At 43.3% G+C, this 19,915-nt stretch carries 23 protein-coding genes; all 23 read left to right on the forward strand.

Translation table 11 applies throughout. The features are described 5' to 3' along the window. The first annotated feature begins 505 nt into the window (after positions 1 to 505). The 23 genes from M1L66_RS01310 (at position 506) to M1L66_RS01420 (ending at position 19,907) form a co-directional block, all read left to right on the forward strand. Positions 506 to 1,888, forward strand: coding sequence for a PIN-like domain-containing protein (locus tag M1L66_RS01310; RefSeq protein WP_279019568.1), 1,383 nt, complete (start codon positions 506 to 508; stop codon positions 1,886 to 1,888). Between the two features lie 16 nt (positions 1,889 to 1,904). Further along, the gene (locus M1L66_RS01315) at positions 1,905 to 4,007 is read left to right on the forward strand and encodes a DEAD/DEAH box helicase (protein ID WP_244052290.1); all 2,103 of its coding nucleotides are present in this window, start codon (positions 1,905 to 1,907) and stop codon (positions 4,005 to 4,007) included. 654 nt (positions 4,008 to 4,661) lie between these two features. After that, the gene (locus tag M1L66_RS01320) at positions 4,662 to 4,793 is read left to right on the forward strand and encodes a hypothetical protein (protein WP_279019570.1); all 132 of its coding nucleotides are present in this window, start codon (positions 4,662 to 4,664) and stop codon (positions 4,791 to 4,793) included. Positions 4,794 to 4,967: 174 nt separating this feature from the next. Further along, positions 4,968 to 5,624, forward strand: coding sequence for a hypothetical protein (locus tag M1L66_RS01325; protein WP_244052291.1), 657 nt, complete (start codon positions 4,968 to 4,970; stop codon positions 5,622 to 5,624). Between the two features lie 139 nt (positions 5,625 to 5,763). After that, on the forward strand, positions 5,764 to 6,156 hold the full coding sequence (locus M1L66_RS01330) for a hypothetical protein (RefSeq protein WP_320967800.1): 393 nt from the start codon (positions 5,764 to 5,766) through the stop codon (positions 6,154 to 6,156). A 138-nt stretch (positions 6,157 to 6,294) separates the two neighbouring features. Continuing rightward, the gene (locus tag M1L66_RS01335; RefSeq protein ID WP_244052293.1) at positions 6,295 to 7,287 is read left to right on the forward strand and encodes a DUF5688 family protein; all 993 of its coding nucleotides are present in this window, start codon (positions 6,295 to 6,297) and stop codon (positions 7,285 to 7,287) included. 110 nt (positions 7,288 to 7,397) lie between these two features. Beyond that, a complete protein-coding gene (locus tag M1L66_RS01340; protein WP_008400408.1) occupies positions 7,398 to 8,318 on the forward strand; it encodes a DNA adenine methylase in 921 nt (306 codons plus the stop codon). After that, positions 8,315 to 8,575 (forward strand): hypothetical protein, encoded by a 261-nt coding sequence (locus tag M1L66_RS01345; RefSeq protein WP_008400407.1) that lies wholly within the window; start codon positions 8,315 to 8,317, stop codon positions 8,573 to 8,575. Before M1L66_RS01340 ends, M1L66_RS01345 begins: the two co-directional genes overlap by 4 nt. Further along, the gene (locus M1L66_RS01350; RefSeq protein ID WP_002593826.1) at positions 8,572 to 8,850 is read left to right on the forward strand and encodes an AbrB/MazE/SpoVT family DNA-binding domain-containing protein; all 279 of its coding nucleotides are present in this window, start codon (positions 8,572 to 8,574) and stop codon (positions 8,848 to 8,850) included. Before M1L66_RS01345 ends, M1L66_RS01350 begins: the two co-directional genes overlap by 4 nt. A gap of 4 nt (positions 8,851 to 8,854) precedes the next feature. Next, a complete protein-coding gene (locus M1L66_RS01355) occupies positions 8,855 to 9,415 on the forward strand; it encodes a hypothetical protein (protein ID WP_002593825.1) in 561 nt (186 codons plus the stop codon). A 16-nt stretch (positions 9,416 to 9,431) separates the two neighbouring features. Beyond that, positions 9,432 to 9,992 carry a YodL domain-containing protein gene (locus M1L66_RS01360; RefSeq protein ID WP_244052296.1) on the forward strand — a complete coding sequence of 187 codons (561 nt, stop codon included), beginning with the start codon at positions 9,432 to 9,434 and terminating at the stop codon, positions 9,990 to 9,992. A gap of 87 nt (positions 9,993 to 10,079) precedes the next feature. Beyond that, a complete protein-coding gene (locus M1L66_RS01365; protein ID WP_002593823.1) occupies positions 10,080 to 10,406 on the forward strand; it encodes a SpoVG family protein in 327 nt (108 codons plus the stop codon). A gap of 48 nt (positions 10,407 to 10,454) precedes the next feature. After that, positions 10,455 to 10,694 carry a DUF6133 family protein gene (locus M1L66_RS01370; RefSeq protein WP_002593822.1) on the forward strand — a complete coding sequence of 80 codons (240 nt, stop codon included), beginning with the start codon at positions 10,455 to 10,457 and terminating at the stop codon, positions 10,692 to 10,694. Further along, the gene (locus M1L66_RS01375; protein ID WP_243015273.1) at positions 10,678 to 11,154 is read left to right on the forward strand and encodes a prepilin peptidase; all 477 of its coding nucleotides are present in this window, start codon (positions 10,678 to 10,680) and stop codon (positions 11,152 to 11,154) included. The genes M1L66_RS01370 and M1L66_RS01375 overlap by 17 nt, the downstream gene beginning before the upstream one ends. 149 nt (positions 11,155 to 11,303) lie before the next feature. Continuing rightward, complete coding sequence (gene cpaB, locus M1L66_RS01380; RefSeq protein WP_244052297.1) at positions 11,304 to 12,164, forward strand: Flp pilus assembly protein CpaB; 861 nt, start codon at positions 11,304 to 11,306, stop codon at positions 12,162 to 12,164. 3 nt (positions 12,165 to 12,167) lie between these two features. Next, positions 12,168 to 12,980 carry an AAA family ATPase gene (locus M1L66_RS01385; protein WP_244052298.1) on the forward strand — a complete coding sequence of 271 codons (813 nt, stop codon included), beginning with the start codon at positions 12,168 to 12,170 and terminating at the stop codon, positions 12,978 to 12,980. Continuing rightward, the gene (locus tag M1L66_RS01390) at positions 12,974 to 14,620 is read left to right on the forward strand and encodes an ATPase, T2SS/T4P/T4SS family (RefSeq protein ID WP_320967801.1); all 1,647 of its coding nucleotides are present in this window, start codon (positions 12,974 to 12,976) and stop codon (positions 14,618 to 14,620) included. The genes M1L66_RS01385 and M1L66_RS01390 overlap by 7 nt, the downstream gene beginning before the upstream one ends. Further along, positions 14,617 to 15,546 carry a type II secretion system F family protein gene (locus M1L66_RS01395; RefSeq protein ID WP_244052300.1) on the forward strand — a complete coding sequence of 310 codons (930 nt, stop codon included), beginning with the start codon at positions 14,617 to 14,619 and terminating at the stop codon, positions 15,544 to 15,546. The genes M1L66_RS01390 and M1L66_RS01395 overlap by 4 nt, the downstream gene beginning before the upstream one ends. A 2-nt stretch (positions 15,547 to 15,548) precedes the next feature. Continuing rightward, positions 15,549 to 16,421, forward strand: a complete 873-nt coding sequence (locus M1L66_RS01400; RefSeq protein ID WP_002593816.1) for a hypothetical protein — start codon at positions 15,549 to 15,551, stop codon at positions 16,419 to 16,421. Positions 16,422 to 16,438: 17 nt separating this feature from the next. Next, positions 16,439 to 16,849: a DUF4320 family protein gene (locus tag M1L66_RS01405; protein ID WP_002593815.1), complete on the forward strand. Its 411-nt coding sequence runs from the start codon at positions 16,439 to 16,441 to the stop codon at positions 16,847 to 16,849. Between the two features lie 22 nt (positions 16,850 to 16,871). Beyond that, positions 16,872 to 17,417 carry a hypothetical protein gene (locus M1L66_RS01410; protein ID WP_279019816.1) on the forward strand — a complete coding sequence of 182 codons (546 nt, stop codon included), beginning with the start codon at positions 16,872 to 16,874 and terminating at the stop codon, positions 17,415 to 17,417. A gap of 81 nt (positions 17,418 to 17,498) precedes the next feature. Beyond that, a complete protein-coding gene (locus tag M1L66_RS01415; RefSeq protein ID WP_244052302.1) occupies positions 17,499 to 18,107 on the forward strand; it encodes a DUF6550 family protein in 609 nt (202 codons plus the stop codon). Between the two features lie 96 nt (positions 18,108 to 18,203). Then, complete coding sequence (locus M1L66_RS01420; RefSeq protein WP_349769166.1) at positions 18,204 to 19,907, forward strand: hypothetical protein; 1,704 nt, start codon at positions 18,204 to 18,206, stop codon at positions 19,905 to 19,907. The last annotated feature ends 8 nt before the right edge of the window (positions 19,908 to 19,915 follow it).

Raw genomic sequence — 19,915 nt, forward strand, 5'->3', positions numbered from 1 at the left:
TAGCGGAAATAGAGTAACGGTATAGACGGGAGTGTATATGAAGTACAGTGGTAATAGTAAGGTGTATGGAATTAGGTATTTTAATGTATGGTTCTATTTATTTGCTGAAACAGAGATGGATGATTATAAGATTAACATGTTAGGCGAGAGCATAAACACAGGTAATTTGATGAAAATGAAAGATATTCATTGGTGGTGTATTAGGCATAACATAAAGTATAAGGTAATATTTAAGTACAGAAAAGAGTATCCAGTACAAGCTAATATATGGAATTTGTACACATATTGTCGTTTTAGGCTTGAGACTATACGATAAGTTATTACCTTTTTGTTAAAAGATATCGAAGAGACGGATACAAGATATAATTATATAATAAAAAAAATAACATTTGTAATTAGAATGTTGAGTCAACAAGGCATATGGTTTATAATAAAAAAAGAAAAATATTTTTGGATTAAAAATGATTAAAATTATGCATATTTATACAGGAGAAAGTGTTACATTATGGAGAAAAGTGAAATAGGAACAAACATTGATAAATTAGTAATTATTCTCGATACTAATATCCTTTTGTATTTATATAAATGTTCATTTAATGCGAGCCAAAATATAGTGGAGTTGTTTAGTAAAGTAAAAGAAAAAGTTGTAATACCTAGTAGGGTTTATAAGGAGTATTTGGTCCATAAAGATGAAGAGCAGGCAAAGATTGATAGAAAATATGATTCATTTACAAGAGATTTGAAAAAACAAGTAAATGAATTAAAAAATAAAATAAATGGGAGTATTTCTGAAAGCCGAAAATATGAGTTTCCTAATTGTGATTCACTGGAGACAGGGATTGGAACTTTTTTAAATAAAATTATTACGGCTATCTCAACATATGAGAATTCTTTATCTTCAGAGAAGCAGAATAAATCTGTTCAAATAGCAAATGTTGAGCAAATATTGCATTATTGGAGCAGTCAGGGAAAAATTAAATCAGAGCCTACCATTGTTCAATTAATGGAATACGTTAAAGAAGGAGAATTTAGATTTAGGTATAAAATGCCACCAGGGTATAAGGATGAGGAAGAAAAAGACAAAGAAGCAAAAAAAGATAGTAAAAAAGATAATTTTGAGGGAAGGATAAGAAAATATGGGGATTTATTTGTTTGGAAAGAAATCATTGATATTGGTAAGGAAAGGGAAGGAAAGGTAATTGTATTTTTAACAAATGATATAAAAGAAGATTGGTGGGTATTAAAAGGTGAACAATCCAATAAAGAAGCTGTTTGTATGAGAGAAGAATTACGCAAAGAGTACATTGCGATAACGGGTAGTGATAAAATCGAATTTATGACGTTGCCAAGATTTTATGAATTATTTTCTGATTATTATAAGATTTGTGACATAAAAACAACTTTAGAGTTGGAGTATCAGTCATATGTACAGGGACAAATTCGTACCAAATTTAAAGAACAGATTGAAGGAGAAATTATTAATAATTTAAAAGGAATAGAATGGGGAGAGGTAAGCACAGATTTTGAAGATATTATAGAGCCGGATATTGATATTGATGATCTATCAATTGAGGAGATAACCCTTCATTATGATGACGATGGGGAAACAGCAATATATGATATAAAGATTAGTGCGGAAACTTTTCCGATAGAAATGAAAAAAATAGATGATGAACTTGTCTTATGGATTGCGGAAGTACGAGTGAAAGGAAATCTTGCTATTCAGATACAGAGGGACTTGAGAAATTTAGAAGAGAGTGGAATTTCTTTCAAATCATTTTCATATGATGTACTTTCTAACAGAGATTCAGAGGAGGCACTTCTTGAAATCAAAGAGGAAGCTTTATCAGAAACAATGGATACATTAGAAGACTATTACAATCATTGATAAGGAAGCGGATATTATGTTAAATGTAACATGTAGAGACTTAGATGAGATAACAAAAGAAATTTTAGAACCTATTGTTCATGATTTTCAAACACGATATCCTCGTGTTGAAGGGGAGGCGTATTTGGGGTATCCGATATACTTTAATAGAGTTACCAATGAGAAAACATCGGTGGATATGGCATTGATAACAAAGATAGGTGTTTTCATATTTAATGTATTGAAAAATACGGTACCCAATTATGATGAGATACAGAATGATATATATTATAGAGTAAAGGAAAAATTTCAACGTTTGCCCCATTTGAGAAATGGAAAAAAATTGAAGTTTGAATTTTTTTCGATAACTTATTCAATGGAACAAATAACACCAATAGATGATTGTCCTATAGCATTTAGCGTAGAAGATGTCAGGGAATTTATTGCCGCCAATAAGCGACAAGAAGAATTTTCTGATTTTGACTACAACGCAATTCTTTCTGCGATTCAGGAAGCATACGGTCTTAATTATAGGGTTGAACGAGTAGGGGCTAAAATTGGTACAAAGGCCTATAAAATTAATGAAGCTAATGCTTTAATTGAAAAGTATGATCATGCTCAAATGGATGCAATATTAGGAGATACAACAGGAATTCAGAGAATAAGAGGCATGGCGGGTTCTGGGAAAACTATTGTGTTGGCAAGAAAAGCTGTGGAAATATATATGGCGCATAGAGATTGGACAATAGTAATAACATATTCAACTCGAGCGTTAAAAAATCAGCTTGTAAGATATATTAGTAAATTTTATGCGGATAAGAATGATGGAGAAATGTATGATACAGATAAAATTAAAGTGATGCAGGCATGGGGATCGGCATCCTCTGTTGGGGTATATTATGATGTGTGTGTACATCATGGATTAGAACCGCTTAATTTTACACAGGCTAAAACTAAATATGGTAAAAATAGAGCTTTTTCAAAGGCGTGTGAAGAGGTGATAAAAACTATTCCCAAAATGGAAAAGATGTATGATTGCATTCTGGTAGATGAGGCACAAGATTTCGATAAAAATTTCTTGTCATTATGTTTAAAAGTTCTTGGAGAAGAAAAACGACTTGTGTATGCTTATGATGAATTACAACAGTTAAATGAGGAAACGATGCCAACACCTAAAGAAATCTTTGGTGAAGAAATTCAAAACGATACGCCTTTAACTGTTTGTTATAGGAATCAAAGCCCTGTTATTGTTACAGCGCATGCAATAGGTATGGGAATGTATAGAGAAGGATACGATTTACCATTGCAAATGCCAAGTTCTCCCAACGTATGGGAAGCAATAGGATATGAAAGTTCAAAAGAGATTAGGGATGGTGAAGAAGTAACACTTTATAGGACAACAAGAACAAGTCCTGAATTATTGAAGGTAGATCGTAATGAAATTATAGAATTTTTGGCTTATGAGGATTTTACTGAATTGAAGAAAGCACTTATCCAATCATTACGAAATGATATTAATAAAGAAATGTTATTACCTTCTGATATTATGATTATTGATATGGATGCAATTGGGAGTCTGACTAACAGAGCCAGTATTATGACTATGGTCAATATGGAGGACAATTATGAAGGCAATTTATCTATTCATATGGCTGGATCATTAAGCCCAGAAGACTTTTTTAGAAAAGATTCTATCGTATATACTAGTGTTTTTAGAGCAAAAGGAAATGAGACATTTATGGTGTATATTGTTAATGCCCAAAGATGTATTAACTCATTGATTCCTAGAAGTGATAGAAATGCTTTATTTACTGCTATTACTAGAAGTAAAGGCTGGGTAAAAGTAATGGGATATGGTGAAGAGATGAAAGTTCTTTGCAAAGAGTTTGAACAAGTAAAGAATAATGATTTTAAATTACATTTTAGCCATTATCCTACAAAAGATGAAAGAAAACAGATGATTCTTAATAATAGCGATTTAGATGAGCAAACTTTAAAATCAATTCAGGATGCAAGAAGTAGAGTTGCTAAGGCTAAGGCAACAGGTAAGGCTATGAACAATTTACAGTTAATGATGGAAATTATGGGAGTATCGACAAAAGAGGAATTAATGAAAATGCTTATGGACGATAACGACTGATTATTTTTTCAATTAGCCATAATAAATAGGTTTTGATATGATATAAAATTAAAATGGGAGATAGTACGAAAGTTGTGCTTTTCCCATTTTTTTAAATAGATTAAAAGATAAAATGAATTAAGAAGATGGTGGAAGAATTCAAAAGAAAGAAAACAGAAGTATAATTTCATTTGTAAAGAGGAGTCTGGATTCATCTGTTATGTAGAAAAATCGAATTTGGGAGATAAAGTGATTTTAATGTAGCCATTTGTAGAGAATTAAGATGAAAGGCTGTGAGAGTTTTAGAAGTTAAGAGTTTGGAAACACTGTCGAAACATCATCTATTTACCAGGAGCGTGGAGAGGACAACTGACAGATTGATGAAAAGGAGAAGTTGCTCAGTGTGAAATCAAAGTTGATTATGGGAAAAAATATATATGGATTTCTATGCGAGAATATTCATTTTTCGGGTTCACTTAGAGCAGAAACAAAAAGGCTCCTTGTTATAATTACACGATAATATCAAATGGATTCATATACTTTCTGATATAAAGATAAATTGATAGAGGAAATCTGTATTTGTATCAGAAACAGATAAGCCAATCATGTTTTATTTGCTAGAACATGGTTGGCTTTTTGGCGTTAAAAAGTTCAAAGAAAAGGAGAGTGTGGTAATTGAAGAAAATGGATGAAAAAAATCTAAAAGAAGATTCGGGTTTTCCTTATGGATGGAATAAGGGAGATACCTGCGTGATGATCACAAACAAAACAAAAAAGTACCTGCGAATATACGGTAGAGAGTTATGACGGGAGGTATTTTGGAGTACAAAGTCATACTGGACTTTATCATCGGGTTTCACCGTGGAGAATGTTTCGTACAAGGGAGGAGGCAGTTGAAACATTATTAGAATCAAAAGAACAAGGATATGGAGGAATGACATTAGGGTAGAAGGAATTGAGATATTGAGGAGGTAGAATACAATGATTCGATTTATGAGTGATACCCGTTATGCTGGACTGGAAAAGGAAATGCAGCATATACCAGGGTTTCGTCCAAGGAGGAGCGGAATGGTTATCAGCCGCCTTTCTGGTTGTCTGGAAAATCAGAGAAGCCCGTGTGAAAGCCGTGTTACCGATTGTATCCCGTTTTATGAGCTTCTGGAGGTGTTGGCAGAGGAAGTAGCTGTCAGCGCCTTTGTAAGCCGTGTGTGCCGTCTGACAGGAAGGAGAAATCTGTGCTTTTTTCAAAATGGGCATAGAGAGCGGTTCTTGGCTATGGGAGAGAAGTGCAGCAGAACTATGGAAGAATCAGCTGCCTGTTCTGCAGTCTATCTTCTTTCCGCAGATCGATTTTTGTGGAGCAGAGCACTGGGAAATGTTGATAGAGATGGGATACATTTTACAGAAATCCGTATTCATGGTGTAGATCTGGACGGCTATGTATTATTTCATATGGCAAGGGATCTGTATCAGGGAAGCAGCCATATTCGTTTATCAGAACTTACAGATCCAGAGTTGGTAAGCGACCGAGCATTTGAATGGATTATGACGGCCTGTGTGATTCGCAGGCATGGAAGCAGAGTTTTGCGAGAGGAGGAAAGAAGCATTGACAGAAGTAAAATCGGACAACATCAGTGAAAAAACAACGGAGCGTTTTGTACTTCGGATATTTAGTCCTTTGACAGCTACCATGTATGCAAAGGATGACTGGGGAGAGTTGGAGGAATGCAGTGAGGAGGTATTTCCAGCTGAGTTGTGCAGCTATGAGACGGAAATTTTGGAACAGGTTGCAAAGGAGTGCCTTCCGGAAGAAGGAGACAGAGGACTGGAGGTCTACTTGGATATTCCAGAATTAGAAGAAAATATTTATAGTATGAAGCCCACCGTGGAAGTCTGGCGTGGGGAGCTATGGGGAGTTCTGGAAGTAGAAAGTCATAATCAGCTTTCAGAAAGAGAGATTGAAGCAGTAAAAGCGTATTGGGAAGGTCAGGAAAGTGATGGGTGGGGAGAGGGCTTTGAACAGCGGGGAATCAAAATTCCGGAAGGAGAACTGTATGTTAGCTTTTGGAACAGTGGAGATGAATTCTTTCTGACCACAGAGGAAGGTTTGAAAGGAGAAGAGCAGGAATCTGATATTCAGAAAGGAGGAATTGTTTTTGGAGCATTATGATAGAGAATTTTATATCTTTCGATAGTTTAATACCATGGAAGGAGAGCTGTATTTTTTGAATAGTATGCAAGGAAGGTACTCGTCTGACGGCTTATGAGATGGAAAACGATATGAATAAGGTGTAGAGGAGAATAGAAAATGACCTATGAAGAGTTTTTGAAATCAACGAAAGAGAATTTAAAACGATTTTTTCCGGAATCTTTTCAGGCGAGAAAAGTGGAAATCAGAGAGGTTTTAAAAAATAACAACATCAAATTACAGGGAGTATATCTGTCAGGCAGCCCAAGCTACACCTCCGTCCCGCTTTTATATCTGGAATCCTATTATCAGGAACTTGAGAACGGAAAGAAGCTTGAAGATGTGTGGCAGAACATTGCTCGGGATTATCAGAAGTGTCAGGAAACGGCAATAACCATAGATGGCATTTCCAGTAAAGAATGGGATTATGAAACCATAAAGAAGGGGCTGACCGTCTATGTCCGAAATGCACAGGAAAATGTTGATTTTCTTGCAGATTGTCCTCATGAAATACGTGAGGATCTGGCCCTGCTTTATGGATTTCATGTGTTGGTGGACGGAGAAAAGGACGGAAGTGCCATTATCAATTATGACAGGCTGAAGTGGCTGGGAGTCAGCGAGGAGCAATTAAAGCAGGATGCCTGGGAAAACATGAAGCAGAGCAATCCTCCTTGTTTTTTGGATTTACAGGATATGCTGGCAAAAATGTATTTTGACGAACCGGGAGATGTAAAGGCCGGTAGTTTGGAACATTTAGAGGATGTGGATCCCAATGCAATGATGTATGTTCTGACGAATTCAAATCAGGTCAATGGGGCGGTTTATATGTGTGATGAAGAAGTAATGTCTCTTATTGCAGAAAAGCTGGGATCAGATTTAATCGTGATTCCGTCATCGATTCATGAAACGATTATTCTAAAAGAAACAGAGAATATGAGCGTAAAAGAACTGAATGCGATGGTAGAGGCAGTAAATGCGGAAGCCGTGGATCCACAGGAAAGGCTGGGGAATTTTGTTTACCGATTTGATAGGGAGGCCCAAAGACTGGAAAAAGCAGTAGAACAGGCAGAGGAGTTGGATTTTGAACCTGGGATGTCACCGGTATTTGCGTAGGACTCAGTTATATGTTTCACGAGTATTGCGGATGTTAGGAGGGATGCAGAATCAACAGTTTTATTTCATGGGTTGGCGGAAAGAAAGCACTCCGCAGCCTGATTTACACGATGTTTCCTGCAAGTTATGACCGGTACATTGAGGTGTTCGGCGGAGGTGGTTGGGTACTGTTTGGAAAACCACCAGATGACCGGTGTATGGAGATTTATAATGATTATAACTCTAACTTGGCAAACCTGTTTTATTGCGTCAAGAACCGCACGGGGGCATTCCTTAAGGAACTCGGATTTCTTCCGTTAAACAGCAGGGATGAATTTACAGTAATCCGTAATTTTATTGAAAAGCAGGAACCGGATACCCGATTTTTAATTGAGGAGCTGGAGCTGGCAGAGAAGCATCTGATGCCGCCGGATTATGAGGAAGTGAAAAAAATCCTGCTGGAAAATGCAGAGGTAACCGATGTAAAACGGGCGGCTGCATTTTTTAAACTGATCCGGTACAGCTATGGAAGTGGCTGCACGTCCTTTGGCTGCCGTCCGTTTGATGTGAGGAACTGCTTTGACACCATTTGGCAGGCATCCCGCAGGCTGGCAGATACCGTAATAGAAAATAAAGACTTTGAGGCACTGATTCGGCAGTATGACCGGGATAGTGCCTTTTTTTATTGCGATCCGCCCTATTATGAGACGGAAGGTCATTATGCAGTGGTATTCCGAAAAGAGGATCACAAACGGCTCCGAGACACTCTGACAGGGAGCAGGGGGAAGTGGATGGTCAGCTACAATGACTGCGATTTCATCCGGGAACTGTATGCAGGATATTTTATTACAGCCGTTACCCGCATCAATAACCTGGCCCAGAGGTATGAGGGCGGTTGTGAGTTTCCAGAGGTCATTATTACCAATTATGATCCTGGTGAGAGGGAGCGGTCAAAACCAAGACAGCTGGATCTATTTGGAATGTGGGGAGATGGAGAAACGGATCATTATGAGATCCGGGAAGAAATCTGTCCGGAAAGAGAGGTGCTATGAGAACAGAAAACAAGAGAAAAACAATGGTGCAAAAAAAGGAAAACGGTGTCCTTTCTGTGCCTAGTGAACTGTTATTGACGGCTGGGATTCCGCTTGATTGTGATTTGATGATAGAAACAGTCCCCGGAGTGATTCTGATTGGTATTGAGGCTCCGGTACAGACGGTTTGCAAACCCTATCTGAAGGTGTTCGATGAGCTGGGGATTGAACCCAATGAAGTGGAGGCATTGATGGGAAAGGAGAAAAGGACCAGATGAGTAAACCGATGTATCGTTTAGTGGATGGAAAGGGACGTGTCCTGATTCCAAAATCTATGAGGGAAGCGGCAAAGCTGGAGTATGGGGATATTGTTTGTCTGGGAATGGCGGGTGGAAAAATTACAGTCCGGAAGGTAGAGGTTATCGAGGTGGGAGATCAGTCTCCGGAGGCAGTGGAGGCATATGTCCGTACTGCATTTCAGTTTATGCCGGACAGCCTCCGACTGGATCTGATCGGAGAACTGAGCAGACTGCTGCAGAAAAAGGAGGGGTAAGATCATGCAGGAATTCACAGAAAAGGATTGTATGCAGACAGAAAAGGAGGCATCTATCCAGAACCGGGTGGTGGTTCTTCCCTCAAAGGTATTACCAGAGCATTACACGGGGCAGCTTTTTTTCTGTACGAATATCCAGAAAACAGAAAATCCCAGACATTCCATTGCCCATCTGGTTTCCTTATCTACTGGGGAGGCATGGCACTGCTGGAACAGGGATGTGGTTGGTGTGCTGCGGCCAGAACTGTTGGGGGAAAAGGAACGGCTCCAGCTCTCCCAGATCCGTCCATTTGGGGCGCTGGATTTACATGGACATTCCCCAGAATATTCTGGATACAGTTTTCTGCCGGATGGACGCTATGCGTCAGGGGTATGGCTGGCAAATCCAGAGGAAGTATGGAGCTATGTAATGATGCAGAAGGACTACCAGTATCGGATTTTGATCTGCGACAGGGATGATTTTGCCGTACTGGAAATGTTAGAGGGAAGGATGATCTTTCCCGATGTGCAGAGTCTGGAACAGTTTCAACAGGCACAGAAGGACGGGGGGATGGAGATGATTTAGAAATGAGGGAAGGGAAATGAAGCAGATTCAGATTGAAAATGGAGTGATCCGGTATTATGGGAACCGGGTAGGTCGTGTGACGGAAGGATGTGCAGTAGTGGATCCCATGTTTCAGAATGAAGCATTAGAAAGCTTCCTGCGTAAGCAGAGGAATATCCAAAAAATTCAGTGGCAGGACGGGATCTACGACCGGTTGGCAAATAGCCAGGAAGATATGGAATCGGCAAAGGGGTTAAAAGATGTACGCATCTGGCAACTGAGAGGAGATGTGGATGTGCATATGAAGTTCCTTGCACTTTCCCAGATGGAGCAGCAATATGGCTCCCCCAAGCCGGATTCTTATATCAAAGTCTATGAAGGGGCATCTGACACCAATGACCTGGAAGAACTCTATGATAAATTCCGGTATCATCCGCCGTCCGGTTATACAGGTCATGGGCTGTCCATTAGTGATGTGCTGGAACTCTACGATGAAACAGGGAGTTCCTTTTTTTATGTGGATCGCTATGACTTTAAGAGAATTGATTTTACAGAGCCGCAACCGGTGGAGGAATTCATACACACCATGCAGTTTTAGCAGGCAGTTTTGGCTGCCTGTTTGACTGAAATAGATCCAGAAAGGAACGGTTTATGAGCAGAAAGAAACAAAGGAGGAAGAATCAGTATGCCAGATTTAGACGTTCGGATTACATCTATGTATCCACCAGGAGTACAGGGCGGAATCAGAGCCTATGCATCCGCCACAATCGCCGGGTGTTTTGCCGTCCGGGGAATCAAAATCGTCGAGGGAGGTAAGGATGGGCTCTTTATGTCTATGCCCAGCCGGAAAACACAGGATGGATACAAGGATATCTGTTTTCCTGTGACGGAGGAATTCCGCAACGAGCTGAAACAGGCGGTATTGGGAGCGTATGGAGAGGCACTGTCCATGGCACAGGCATCTACCTTACAGACAGCACCCCCTCAAAATCCAGGGCAGAACATGGTCTGATTTAAGGGGTACAGAGAACAAAAACAGAAAATCAATGGAGGAGATCAAATGAAGAATATTAAAAGACAGCTGGTAAATTATCGAAATGCAATGGTTATGCATATGTGGAATGTAAAAAACAAGCTTCAGGATACATCCGGTGAGGGATATGTGGACACAGCCATTAAGATCCTGATCGCAGTTGTGCTGGGAGCACTGCTTCTGGCAGGTCTTTATGCACTGTTTAATGATACCGTACTTCCTACACTGGTACGCAGGGTGCAGGAAATGTTTGACTATAGCGGTTGATATGGAGATCAGGATATCGCTGCTTCAGGCGGTACAGGCAGTGCTTTTTTTCTCGCTGCTTATTGCGGTTTCTGCCTGGGATCTTCGGTACCGGATTATTCCGGACCGATTCCAGGCAGGGATTGCCCTGCTTTCCTTTCTGAACTTTGCCCCCGGACAGCTGCTTGGAGCTTTAGGGGCAGTGCCATACCTCATAGTTGCATTATTTTGCAAGAGGGAAGGTGGAATGGGCGGCGGTGATATCAAGCTGGCAGGAGCAACCGGCTTGGTACTGGGACTTCCGGCAAGCCTGACTGCTTCCTGTTTAGGACTGACAGGATTTGTGATGTATGGTTGTATGGTCTGCCTGTGGAATCGGTTCAAGGGAAAACGAGATAAAGAAGCATTTCCTGTGGGACCGTTTCTGGCAGGAGGAGCGGCAGCTGTTTATTGTATGAGATTAGGAGGATGGATGATATGAAGAAGAAATTATGGATCATGGTTTGTGTTGCAGTGCCGCTTACAATGGTTGCGGCCATCGTATACCACAACAGAAAATAGGAAGACAGCAGTCAGTGGAACACTGGTTAAAAAGGAATCAAAATAAGGAAAAGAGTTGGAGGAGATGAAATGCGATTTTTGAAAAACAGGACTGTACTTGGTGTGCTTTGCATCGTGCTGTCTTTGATCATCTGCTTTGCAGTTACACCATTGTTTAATAAGGCTATGAGTGAAAAGACGGAAATTGTCCGTGTAGTAAAACCAATTTCAGTGGGAGAAGAAATTACTTCTGACATGGTAAAGACCATAGAGGTTGGCAGTTATAACCTGCCGGATGATGTAGTAAAGCATTCGGATACTGTAGTTGGGGCATTTGCATCTGCAGATTTGGCGCCAGGAGATTACATCCTGACATCCAAGATTGCAGAAGAGCCGGCGGCAGAAAATGCCTATCTCTATCATCTGACAGGAGAAAAGCAAGCAATCTCTGTTACGGTTAAGGCATTTGCCAATGGATTGTCCGGAAAGCTAAAGAGCGGCGATATTGTGTCAGTCATAGCTCCAGATTATAGAAAGCAGGGAAAAACAGTAATTCCTGCGGAACTTCAGTATGTGGAGGTCATTGCTGTGACTGCAAACAGTGGATATGACGCAAATACGGGAGAAGAACTGGAAGATGGAGCGGATCGTGAGCTGCCTGGAACCGTTACCTTGCTGGTAACACCAGAGCAGTCAATGGTTCTGGCAGAACTGGAGGCAGATGGAAAACTGCATTTATCTCTGGTGTATCGCGGGGATGAAAAGAGTGCAGGGCAGTTTTTGGAAGCGCAAAACCAGATATTAACGGAACTGTATCCTCCAGAAGATATGGAAGGAGAAGCGGAAGAAAACGAGGCACTGGATCATTCTGATAAGGAGCCAGAGGAAACCAAAGCAGAGGAGCAGGAGGAAACCAGACAGGGCGAAACAGAGGAAAGCGGGGTGGAGTAAGCCTTGAATTTTCTGAAAAACAGTATTTTCAGCAGGGGAGCCGGGGACAGCTCTCCTGACTGGGAACCGGAAAATGAGAATCAAATGCTGGCAGTCTGGGGAAGTCCTGGATCTGGTAAAACCACGACAGCAGTGAAGCTGGCGGCGCGTCTTGCCATGCAGAAGAAGGATGTAGCTCTCCTTCTGTGTGATATGAATACACCGATGCTTCCCTGTATCTGTCCTCCTGGAGACCTGGAAGAGGAGCATTCTCTGGGGAGTGTTCTGGCAGCAACCCATGTGTCGGAATCGTTGGTACGCCATAACTGTATTACTCATAAAAAAATACGCCATCTAACGATCCTTGGAATGAGGAAGGGGGAAAATGAATACACATATCCACCTTACGAGCGGACACAGGCAGAGGAATTACTGCAGTGTTTGAGAAAGATCGCTCCCTATATCATCGTTGATTGTGGAAGCTGTATTGCCAATGACATTCTTTCGGCCATTGCCTTGATGGAGGCAGATGCAGTGCTGCGGCTGGTAAACTGTGATCTGAAATCCATCAGTTATCTTTCCAGCCAGCTTCCGCTTCTTAAGGACAGTCAGTGGGATGCAGAAAAGCAGTATAAAGTGGCGAGCAATGTATATCCCAATGAGGCCAGCGAACACATTGAACGGGTGCTCGGCAATGTGGCATTCCAGATCCCTCATTCCGAGGAAGTAAAGGCACAGGCTCTGGAAGGGAACCTTCTGAAAGAACTGGTACTAAAGGACAGTAAGGGGTTTAGAAAAACCATGGAAGCAATCATAAAGGAGGTGTTCGGATGTTAGGGGAAAGACGCAGCAAACCCGCGTTTTCTGCGGGTTTTCCCGAAGCTGTTCGGGAAGAAACACGACAGGATTCTGGACATCTTCCGGAGGAGATCATGGAAACGGAGGCTTCTTTGGATGGCTTGGATGGAAGGGAGGGGACAGAAGAAAACTTCCAAAATGATAGCCTGTCGGAACAGGCTTGTGAAGGACAGATGAATGGAAAGGAGGATATCTGGTCAGAAGAGGATGACATAGAGGCTCCTTTGTGTACTCAAAAAACGGGAGGCCGTTCTCTCCGTACCCATGACCTGTTTTTTGCATCGGAGGATGAAGGGCGTGACTTTCAGTCCGTGCTGCAGGAGATACAGGCGTATCTTTCCAAAGAATACAGTAATCTGGTAACCGGAGATGGAAACGAAGAAATAAAAGCACAGATCCGCCGATTTGCCGGGAAGTATATTCAGGATAACCGTATACAAGTACCGGGAAAAACCACGGATGAGCTGATTGATGCGATTTATTCAGAAATGGCAGAGTTCGGTTTTCTCACAAAGTACATCTACGGGGAAGGAATCGAGGAGATCGATGTAAATGCCTGGGATGATGTGGAGATCCAGTATTCTGGTGGAGTGACAGAAAAACTGAACGAGCATTTTGAAAGCCCCGAACATGCCATCAATGTCATTCGGCGTATGCTGCATGTGTCTGGAATGGTGCTGGATGATGCGAGTCCAAGCGTTCTGGGACATTTAAGTAAAAATATCCGTATTGCTGTACTGAAGACACCTCTTGTTGATGAGGATGTCGGGGTGGCAGCTTCGATCCGAATTGTGAATCCCCAGAGTATGAAGAAACAGGACTTTATAAAGGGAGGAACGGCAACCAGTCAGATGCTGGATTTTTTATCGGAGTGCATCCGGTATGGAATCTCTGTGTGTGTGGCGGGAGCCACAAGCTCCGGAAAAACCACACTGTTAGGCTGGCTTTTGACCACAATTCCGGACGGTAAGCGTATTTACAGTATTGAGAATGGTTCAAGGGAGCTGGCGCTGGTACGCAGAAAGGATGGGAGGGTAGTCAATTCCGTGATTCATACCTTGACCCGTGACAGCGAGAATGAGAGGCAGAGAGTAGATCAGATTGCACTTCTTGATATGGCGCTACGCTTTAATCCGGATATTATTGTGGTAGGAGAAATGCGTGGACCAGAAGCGAATGCGGCACAGGAGGCAGCCAGAACCGGTGTTGCGGTTGTGACAACCATCCATTCCATGAGCTGTGAGGCAACCTACCGCCGCATGGTTTCCCTGTGTAAACGTGCTGTGGATATGAGCGATGAGACTTTGATGGGATTTGTAACGGAAGCCTATCCGATCATCGCATTTTGCAAACAGCTGGAAAACAAGGAACGCCGTTTAATGGAAATCATGGAGTGTGAGATTCTGGCAGATGGAACCAGACGATACCGTCCGCTGTTTCAATATCAGATTACGGAAAACAGGGTGGAGGATGGAAAGTTTGTAATTGTGGGGCACCATAGACAAATCAACCCAATCTCGGACAGTCTGGCAAGACGGCTGATGGAGAATGGAATGCCGCAGGAAACGCTGGCAGGACTTTTGAATGTAAAAAAGGATAGAGAGGGGGAGAACGAATGACGGCGATTCAGCTATTGGCGTGTGCGGGAATGATCGTGGGTGTATTTTTACTGCTGGGAATGAAGCCAGTGGAGTTTACGGACAGCCTGTTTGGATTTTTATTGAATCCAAAACGAAGTCTGCGGGAAGACATCAGGGAATCATCAGGAAGAAAAAAATCAGGGATTTTGCGCAGGGAACTGAAGGAAGCACAGAACATCCTTCAAATGACGGGCAGGGGGAACCGGTTTTCCATCATCTGCGCAGTTGCTCTGGCACTGTTTTGCGCTGGGGGATCCATTGCCATTTTGTTAGGGAATTTTTTCCTGGCTCCGGTGATGGCAGTGGGTTTTTTATTTCTGCCATTCTGGTATGTGAAACTGACTGCCAATCATTATAAAAGGGATGTGTCTGCAGAACTGGAAACGGCGCTTTCGGTCATTACCACAGCATATCTGAGGACAGAAGATATTGTGACGGCGGTGGAGGAGAATACAGCATATTTAAATCCTCCAGTGTCCAGAGTATTTCAGGATTTTCTCATCCAGATTAAAATGGTAAATCCGGATGTTCAGGCCGCCCTTCGGATTTTGCGGGGAAGGATTGATAATGAGGTGTTTCGGGAGTGGTGCGATGCGGTCAGTGACTGCCAGCATGACCGGAGCTTAAAGACTACACTGCCGCCCATCGTATCAAAGCTGTCAGATATGCGGAACGTGAACGCAGAACTGGAATACATGATCGCAGAACCAAGAAAAGAGTTTATGATCATGGTTGTGTTTGTAGTAGGCAATATTCCTCTTATGTATCTGCTGAATCAGGACTGGTATGATGTACTGATGCATACGGTACTGGGACAGTGTATTCTGGCTGCTACTGCGGCGGCTATTTTTATATCCGCTGGCTTTGTAGTGAAACTGACCCGTCCCATTGAATACAGGAGGTAGCTATGGAAGGCTTGTTATTTTTATTCGGGCTGTTTTTAGCTCTGGGACTTTTCTTTTTAACTGCGTCTGTTCTAAAGTTACCTACCATGGGTGCGGCGAAGGCCATGCTGGGTACGGTAAAACAGGAGCGGAAAGCGGCAAAGACATTGGAAACTTATTTTATGATCCTGGCAGTGCGACTGTCTGGTTTCATCCGGATGGATGCATATAAGAGAAGCAGGATGCAGAATGTGTTAAAAGCCAGTGGAATGAATATGACCCCGGAAGTGTATCAGGCGTATGCTCTGGTAAAATCAGGCGCAGTTCTTTTAGGGGCGATTCCCTGCATGTTCCTTTTTCCGCTTCTAGTTCCTGTCGTGGTTGTGCTGGCCTTACTTCTTTACTTTAAGGAAAATCAGAAAGCGGATGAAACCTTAAAGGCAAAGCGGGAAGAGATAGAGGGGGAGCTTCCGAGAATGGTGGCGACTATGGAACAGGAACTGAAAGCAAGCCGTAATGTGATCGGTATGTTGGAGCGGTTCAAGGGGAATGCGGGACCAGCGCTGACTGGAGAGTTAGATATTCTTCTGGCGGATATGCGTTCCTCCAATTATGAAGCGGCGCTGACACGATTCGAGGCAAGACTGAACTCGCCCATGCTGTCCGATGTGGTACGTGGATTGATTGGTGTCCTTCGAGGGGATGACAGCACAGTGTATTTTCAGATGCTGGCTCATGATTTTAAGCAGATCGAACTGCAGAGATTAAAAGCACAGGCACAGAAAATCCCTCCTAAGATCCGTGTTTTTTCCTTTGTCATGCTGGTATGTTTTCTGCTGACTTACTTGGCGATTATCTGCTATGTGGCATTGGAGAGCCTCGGAGGAATGTTTTAGACAGGAAGGAGGAGAGGATGAGGAGTCATCGTTTATGGAGAGCACTGTCAGAAAGACGGGGCGAAGGATATGTGGATGTGATCGTGTTGGTTTTGTGTGCGGTCATGGTGCTTGCCCTTGCCATGCGTGTGCTTCCGGTTTTTATTCAGAAACAGCAGCTGGATACCTTCGCTACAGAACTGGTGCGTGAAGCAGAGGTAAGCGGGCGCGTAGGTGCAGAGACAAGCCGCCGTGCCGCTGTGCTGTCAGAAAAAACAGGGCTTCATCCGGACATTTTATGGTCCAGTCATGGAAGAATCCAGTTAAATGAAGAGGTTACCGTTACCCTGACGATGGATACAAATATCGGTCTGTTTGGCGAGTTTGCTTCTTTTCCGGTTACGCTTCGCGCACAGGCAGCTGGAAAATCAGAAGTTTACTGGAAATGAGGTGGAGGGATTGCGGAAACGGATGAAAGAGATACTGAGAGACAGGCGAGCCTCCTCATTTCCCATGACCATGGGGATTGTTCTTTCGCTGATTATTCTGATGTGTGGGATTAGTGAGTATTTCCGGTTTCAAGTTATTGCGGCAGGTGTGCGGGAAGCCGTGGAGGATGCTGTCATTTCCACAGTCAATGATAATTATGCAGGTGTGTATCATGGAGTCAGGGAGGGATATTCTGGCAGCTATGTTCCCTTTGGAGAGGGAAGCTGGGAAGAAGATCTGAATGAAGGGGACATTTATGATTATCTGGATGAAACCATAGGGACCCAATTGTCTGGCGGCAGGCATGTAAAGTATGCGGATACTGGAACTGCAATGGAGTTTGCCATAGACAGCCTGCAAGTGATGCTTCGGAATGCACCTCTGACCCCATCGGATCCAGCCCATGCGCAGCGGTTTGAGGCAGATGCTATTGTTAGACTGGAGGTTCCGGTTCGGTTTGGCGGCCGGATTCTTCCATCCATGTGGATCACATTGAAGGTACAGGCTGGATATACAGAGGTGTTCTAGGGAATGACCTGGACTTTGAGAGGATTGTATAGTATGTTGTGCATAACAAAACAGAAAACAGGATAAAGGAGGAGCAGAATTATGAAACTGACAGAGAAGATGAAAAAGAATCTGGCAATTTTGGGCGGCGTGCTCATAGGAATCGGCCTGATCGCTGCCATTGGAATGCAGTTTGGTCCGAAACCGTCCGGTGAAGATGCTCTGCCAGGAACAGGGGAAACGGAAACAGAATTGATTGTAGATCCTGGAGATTTTGAAAAGAAGGAAGAGGAAAGTAAAGTAGTATCCAGAGAAGAAGAGAGCCTTGTGATTCATCCGGGAATCGGAGAAAATCAGGAAACAGACACTCAGGCGGTGGACAGTCGGGCGCCACAGACTGATCAGACAACGCAGAGTATCCAACCGAAACCAACCAAACCAGAACCGCCAAGCAAGGAGATCCTGACAGATCCAACGCAAAAACCGGATGGTACAAAGCAGGATACCCCTCCGGTTCCCGTGGATCATGAAGCGGTAGAAAAACCTTCCGAACCGGTAGCAGATCCGGAACAGCCGCAGGCAGGAGATACTTCCGGGAACCAGATCTATGTTCCAGGATTCGGCTGGGTAGAAAACCATGGAGGAGGAGGCTCTGGAACTGCAGCAGAAGATATGTATGAAAACGGGAATAAGATTGGCATTATGGATTAAGACAGAAAGAGGAAGCACCGCATCAATGTGGTGTTTTTTCTTTTCCCAGAAACTAGGGAAGGAGACAAGGCTTCCCGTGGTTGGAAAGGAGGATACTTGAAACAGAAGAAATATGTGTTTTTTACAGTCTCAATCTTACTGTCTTTGATACTCTCCATCCAGGTTTATGCGGTAGGGGACGGGAACCTGGATGGAGGTGGCGGAAGTATGGGACAGGGGACCAGCCAGAATTCCTGGTCACCGGGAAATGAAGGAGTGCGGGTTACCGTAATCCGGGCAGAGAGCCATGATCCGGTAACAAGACCGATTGACTTAACAAATAAGCATCCCAACATTACCTACTCCTTTGGGAAAGTCAGTAAAATGTCATATACCAAAGGAAGTGCCCTAATGATCGACACCAATCCGTATGAGTTTGTGAATCCGGCACAGCCCCTACCAAGAATCATCAGCTCGAAAAGCTTGGGGCAAGCCAATATTGAGCAGATCAAAAGCTATTTTACAGATGAACAGGTGGTGCGCAGCATTGCCGGACTAACCGGAATGGACTTTGATACACTGGTGGGAGGAGAGTACCGGCTTTTATTGGAGCCAATCAGTTTTCTAAAATTTCAGGGAACTCTGATTGCGGTCACGGCAACAGAGGCAGCACTCTATGATGAGATGTTAAGCGGAGGGCTTCGAGCTGTTCTTCCAACCGTGGCATTTCAGAACCTGCCGCTGTCCATGTTTTTGGAAACACCGGATCTGGGATATCCGGCCTGGGGAGGTCCGACATCGGGAGTCCGTTCCAACAGTGAAATAAAGAGTTCCTTGGGTCTTGGTATTGTACGGTTCCGGGATGTGCCTCCAGAAGAACCGGAAATCACGACCTATGATTATGAATATCGGACGAATACGGAAGTGATTACGGCAGTAGAGGTAAGCGGCGGGCAGAGTGATCCGGATCATCCGGTATCCGTAACATTTTCTGTAGGAGGAAGAAGCTATGAGGTAGGGGAGGTATATTATCCATCCGGCGACAGCCAGTTGGCTTGGATCCGTTGGACAACACCGGAAGAACCCCAGGCCATGACGATGACCGTCCGTGTGCGAGGTGGAGGAGGAACCAGTAAAGGGACTCTTCATATCAATGTCGTGGATCTGGATGAAAATCCACCGCCAGATCCCAATGCGGATGACCGGAATGACGGATTTACAAGGCCTGTGATTCCTTCTAATGCAGAAGTAACCTCCGCATCCTGGAGCGTGTGGAGACCATGGTGGCAGGAACATTGGGTATGGCACAGCGGAGATGAGGATGATGACGGGTACTGGTGTGACCATGGCTGGTGGGAGTTTGACCTGGATCGATACTCCGCAAGCCTGACTGCAGATATGAGAATTACAACCGATGAAAAGTCTCCTACCGCTACGGGAAGGACGATGAAATCCGGTTATGGATTCCAAGAGAAGGTAACGACACATGTCAGCACCAATCAGAGTTCTGCAGTGACATCTGCGCAGAATGCGGTGACTTATTTTCCGGAATTTCAGTATGAGAGGTTTTGGAGGCTTTTGGAACGGATGAATGGCGGCTATGATATGACCCATGAGTTTAAGAAAAATGGTTACAGTACCTATGAGAGGAGAACGCATTTTACACCAATTTGGTATCCGGATGGAAGTTATACGCCATATACTTGGCTGCTGGATTGCTGGACACCGGCTGGAATGCTCTCCATGAATCTGAATGATTCTATTATCATTGATGGGAACTTGTGGAGTGACTGGCATATCGCACCACAGAAACCAGAGTAGGAGGAAGT

Origin of the sequence: Hungatella sp. SB206, assembly GCF_051132295.1 — a bacterium.
GTDB classification, from domain to species: Bacteria; Bacillota; Clostridia; order Lachnospirales; family Lachnospiraceae; genus Hungatella; species Hungatella effluvii.

Bases quoted from the DNA above. Each gene is read 5' to 3' on its own strand.
- M1L66_RS01335 (WP_244052293.1), top strand. From the start codon at position 6,295: ATGACCTATGAAGAGTTTTTGAAATCAACGAAAGAGAATTTAAAACGA.
- M1L66_RS01395 (WP_244052300.1), top strand. From the start codon at position 14,617: ATGACGGCGATTCAGCTATTGGCGTGTGCGGGAATGATCGTGGGTGTA.
- M1L66_RS01400 (WP_002593816.1), top strand. From the start codon at position 15,549: ATGGAAGGCTTGTTATTTTTATTCGGGCTGTTTTTAGCTCTGGGACTT.
- M1L66_RS01340 (WP_008400408.1), top strand. From the start codon at position 7,398: ATGTTTCCTGCAAGTTATGACCGGTACATTGAGGTGTTCGGCGGAGGT.
- M1L66_RS01390 (WP_320967801.1), top strand. From the start codon at position 12,974: ATGTTAGGGGAAAGACGCAGCAAACCCGCGTTTTCTGCGGGTTTTCCC.
- M1L66_RS01325 (WP_244052291.1), top strand. From the start codon at position 4,968: ATGATTCGATTTATGAGTGATACCCGTTATGCTGGACTGGAAAAGGAA.
- M1L66_RS01310 (WP_279019568.1), top strand. From the start codon at position 506: ATGGAGAAAAGTGAAATAGGAACAAACATTGATAAATTAGTAATTATT.
- M1L66_RS01405 (WP_002593815.1), top strand. From the start codon at position 16,439: ATGAGGAGTCATCGTTTATGGAGAGCACTGTCAGAAAGACGGGGCGAA.
- M1L66_RS01370 (WP_002593822.1), top strand. From the start codon at position 10,455: ATGAAGAATATTAAAAGACAGCTGGTAAATTATCGAAATGCAATGGTT.
- M1L66_RS01365 (WP_002593823.1), top strand. From the start codon at position 10,080: ATGCCAGATTTAGACGTTCGGATTACATCTATGTATCCACCAGGAGTA.
- M1L66_RS01350 (WP_002593826.1), top strand. From the start codon at position 8,572: ATGAGTAAACCGATGTATCGTTTAGTGGATGGAAAGGGACGTGTCCTG.
- M1L66_RS01360 (WP_244052296.1), top strand. From the start codon at position 9,432: ATGAAGCAGATTCAGATTGAAAATGGAGTGATCCGGTATTATGGGAAC.
- M1L66_RS01355 (WP_002593825.1), top strand. From the start codon at position 8,855: ATGCAGGAATTCACAGAAAAGGATTGTATGCAGACAGAAAAGGAGGCA.
- cpaB (WP_244052297.1), top strand. From the start codon at position 11,304: ATGCGATTTTTGAAAAACAGGACTGTACTTGGTGTGCTTTGCATCGTG.
- M1L66_RS01415 (WP_244052302.1), top strand. From the start codon at position 17,499: ATGAAACTGACAGAGAAGATGAAAAAGAATCTGGCAATTTTGGGCGGC.
- M1L66_RS01345 (WP_008400407.1), top strand. From the start codon at position 8,315: ATGAGAACAGAAAACAAGAGAAAAACAATGGTGCAAAAAAAGGAAAAC.
- M1L66_RS01315 (WP_244052290.1), top strand. From the start codon at position 1,905: ATGTTAAATGTAACATGTAGAGACTTAGATGAGATAACAAAAGAAATT.
- M1L66_RS01410 (WP_279019816.1), top strand. From the start codon at position 16,872: ATGAAAGAGATACTGAGAGACAGGCGAGCCTCCTCATTTCCCATGACC.